This window comes from Rhizobacter sp. P3_B12, from assembly GCF_056402895.1.
In genome coordinates this window covers 1-3617 of record NZ_JBFUGN010000639.1, presented here as the reverse complement: position 1 = coordinate 3617, position 3617 = coordinate 1, and the positions used below count along the sequence as shown (strand labels likewise).

General features: G+C 69.8%; 2 protein-coding genes. One reads left to right on the top strand and one right to left on the bottom strand.

What is annotated here, in order from left to right; translation table 11 throughout:
• The first annotated feature begins 138 nt into the window (after nucleotides 1-138).
• Nucleotides 139-1170, top strand: coding sequence for an adenosine deaminase (locus tag AC1D01_RS25245; RefSeq protein ID WP_477871247.1), 1032 nt, complete (start codon nucleotides 139-141; stop codon nucleotides 1168-1170).
• Between the two features lie 6 nt (nucleotides 1171-1176).
• On the opposite strand, the gene AC1D01_RS25240 is transcribed toward AC1D01_RS25245, so the two are convergent.
• On the bottom strand, nucleotides 1177-3617 hold a 2441-nt coding region (locus tag AC1D01_RS25240), incomplete at its 5' end, for a hypothetical protein (RefSeq protein ID WP_477871245.1).

Here is a 3617-nt window from a genome sequence, read left to right as displayed (position 1 = left end):
GGACCAGCCCGTCCTCGAGTCGCAGCAGCCCAAGCGGCTGCCGCTCGCGGGCGGCGAAGTCCACTGCGCGGCCGACCGGAGTTCGGCCGCCTACCGCCGCTTCCTCAGCGAACGCGGCATCCGTTTTGGAGCCATCGCATGAACCTCGACGCCATCCCCCGCGACCGCCTGCCCGCGCTGCTGTGCGCCATGCCGAAGGCCGAGCTGCACATCCACATCGAGGGCTCGCTGGAGCCGGAGCTGATCTTCGCGCTGGCGCAGCGCAACGGCGTGGCGATCCCGTATGCCAGCGTCGAGGCGCTGCGCGAGGCCTATGCGTTCACCGACCTGCAGAGCTTCCTCGACATCTACTACGCCGGCGCCAGCGTGCTGCTGAAGGAGGACGACTTCTTCGACATGGCGATGGCCTACTTCCGCCGCGCGGCCGCCGACAACGTCGTGCATGCGGAGCTGTTCTTCGATCCGCAGACCCACACCGAGCGCGGCGTCAGCTTCGAGACCGTGATCAACGGGCTGACGCGCGCGGGCGAGGTGGCGAAGCGCGAGCTGGGCGTCAGCAGCGCGCTGATCCTGTGCTTCCTGCGGCACCTGAGCGAAGAGGCTGCATTCGAGACGCTGGAACWGGCGCTGCCGTTTCGCGAGCGCTTCATCGGCGTCGGCCTCGACAGCAGCGAGCGCGGCCACCCGCCGGAGAAGTTCGCGCGCGTGTTCGCGAAGTGCCGCGAGCTGGGGCTGCGGCTGGTCGCGCATGCCGGCGAGGAAGGCCCGCCCGCCTACATCTGGAGCGCGCTCGACGTGCTGAAGGTCGAGCGCATCGACCACGGCGTGCGCTGTGTCGAAGACCCGGTGCTGGTGAAGCGGCTCGCCGCCGAGCGCATGCCGCTGACGGTGTGCCCGCTGTCGAACGTGAAGCTGTGCGTGTACCCCGACATGGCGGCGCATCAGCTGGGCGCGTTGCTCGATGCGGGCCTGTGCGCGACGGTCAACTCGGACGACCCGGCCTACTTCGGCGGCTACATGAACGCGAACTTCCTCGCGACCTTCGAGGCGCTGCCGGCGCTCGGGGCGCGGCAGGCGCATCAGCTGGCGAAGAACAGTTTCGAGGCGAGCTTCGTGGATGAGGCCGCGAAGGCGGCCTGGACACGGCGCCTCGACCAGGTCTTCTCGTAGCCCGGATCATTCGCGCCACATCCGCCCGGCCCAATCCGAGAAGGTCTTCAAGCGCTGCGCCTCGGCCCCATGGTTGCGCGCCGACATCACGCTCCAGGTGATGTACTGTTCCCCCGTCCAGTCCACCCAGCCGCCGACCAGGTGCGGCTGCCCCTTCGCGTTCAACGGCAGCGGCGTGCGCTTCGGGTCCAGGCAGAAGCGGAAGCCCGACTTGACCTCCGGCTCGCTGCCGAACAGCGCGTTCGGATCACAGCGCCGCCACTGCTCGTAGCTGGTGTTCGCATACAGCGCGTTGTAGAGCGAGATCGAGCTGTTGACGAACATCAGGTGCAGCCCCGGCGTCACCGCGTCGAGCTGGCGGAAACGCGACTTCTCCCAGTCGTCCGGCCCGCGATCGACCACCTCGCCGACACCCAGCTTGTGGATCGCGAGCGAGGCCCGGCTCTGGTGCCCCTTGTTGCGGAACAGGTCGGTCGGCGCGGCCGGGTCCGGCTGGTTGAACGGCAGGTCGGTGTTGGCCAGCTGCGCGAGCTTGGTGCGCACCTGGAAGTAGCGCGCCAGGTGCGAGGCCGACACCGCCGCCGGCGCCTTGGCCGTCATCAGGTCGTCGACCACCGCGGTCGTGAAACCCATGTGGTACGGCCAGTCCATCGGCCCTTCCGACGCGCCCGGCCAGCCCGGGTTCACCGTCATCTGCAGCTGGTACCACTGGTTCGTCCGGTAGAACGACACCAGCCGCGGCTCCCACGAGAAGTAGTTCTCGCGGCCGTTCACCGGCGCGAACAGCATGTGCGGCGCCGTGTAGAACACGCTCGGCCAGCTGAACGGCCAGCCGCGCGGCTCGCCGATGCCCGCCCACTGCCCGCTCGCATTGCGCGAGCCGTGCAGCCAGTCCTGCCGCCCTTCGAGACCGTAGGTGTGGGCCAGCTCCCACTGCTTGACGCTCATCCAGTGGATCACGCCGAAGAGCGCGCGCTCGATGAAGGCCTCCTTCGTGAAGGCGGCCGGCAGGTTGGCCGCGCTCGCCGTCTGTGCCGACAGGCGGGCTTGCAGCTTCTTGCCGCCCAGTTCACCGCCATAGGGCTTGGACGGGTCGCCCGAGACGCGCGAGCCGCGGCCGCCACCGGCGAACGCGATGGTCTTGCCGCCGACATCGTTGAGCCAGGCCTGCGCGCGCTCGCGCAGCTCGGGCGTCAGGTGGCTCCAGTCGCCGTAGACGCCGTTCGGGTTCCGGTTGGCGTTCAGGAAGTCGGAGACGCGCTTGACCACCTTGATCGGGTTCGAGCCGTCGTCGCCCTGGGTCTCGAACAGGCCTTGCGCCTGCCCCGCTTCCGGCGTCCAGATGTCGAGCGGGCTCTCGATCGGCAGCCACGCGCTCCAGTCGGGCAGCTGCAGCGGGATCGGCATCTCGCGCGTGTTCAGCACCTTGCCGCGGCTCGGGTCCATCGCGGCGTCGAGCTCGGCCTGCGTCAGTGCGGCCGTGCTGTTGGCGGCCTTGCCGGTGAACACGTTGACGAAGGACTTCGCGTCCGGCAGCACCGCGTCGATACCGGCACCGGCTGCCCATTCGACGGTCGGCTTCGCATCCAGGCCCGGGCCCGGCTGGTACGGCGGGTTCCACGGCGTGGCCTGCGCGACATGCGGCACCTTGGTGTACAGCGCCGCGCGCAGGTAGGCGGCGATCTGCCGGCCCTGCGTCTCGCTCAGCCCGTGGAAACGCGAGCGCTGCACGACCGAGTTGTTCGAGAAGTTGAAGTACTGCAGGTCGCGGCCGTCGCTCGCGTGGCACGACGAACACGCGGCGCGCAGCATGGTGCCGACGATCGGCGACTTCTTCAGCAGGTTCTGCGCGTTCCACAGCGTGCGGCCCGCGTCGGCATCGGCCGTCCAGGTGCGGCCGGCCTCCTTCTCGGCCTGGATGTCGGCCCACTGGCGCGGCTGGTTGGCGCCGAGGTGGCGGCCGGCGGCATCCTGGATCTGCAGGTCCAGGATGCGGAAGCCGTTGGAGTTGCCGTCGGTGCCGTTGAAGCGGAATTCGATGCGGTTGGTGGCTGGCAGCGCGACCAGGCGCGCACGCGCGGTCGCGTCCAGCGCAACGCGGAAGCGGATGGTCAGCAGCCCGCCGTTGACGCCGCCGTGCGAGCGCTCGACCTCGTCGACCTGCACCGCGCTGTCACTGATGTCGATCCACGGCGCGGTGCTGCCATTCGGCCCGCCGACGATGCGCAGGCTGCCGGCGACCTTGGTGAGCGGCTTGGACAGTGCCTCGAACTCCGGCGAGTTGTAGAAGCCGCAGCGGTGGCAGCGCACCACCAGCTGGCTCGCGCTGCCGAGGGCCGACGCGTCGAGTGCAAGCTGGGCCGGCACGACGGTCGGTGCGTCGGGCGCGCCGGCGCCGAGGACTTCGAGCGGCAGCGTCAGCGTGGGAGCGGGCGACGGGGCTGGGG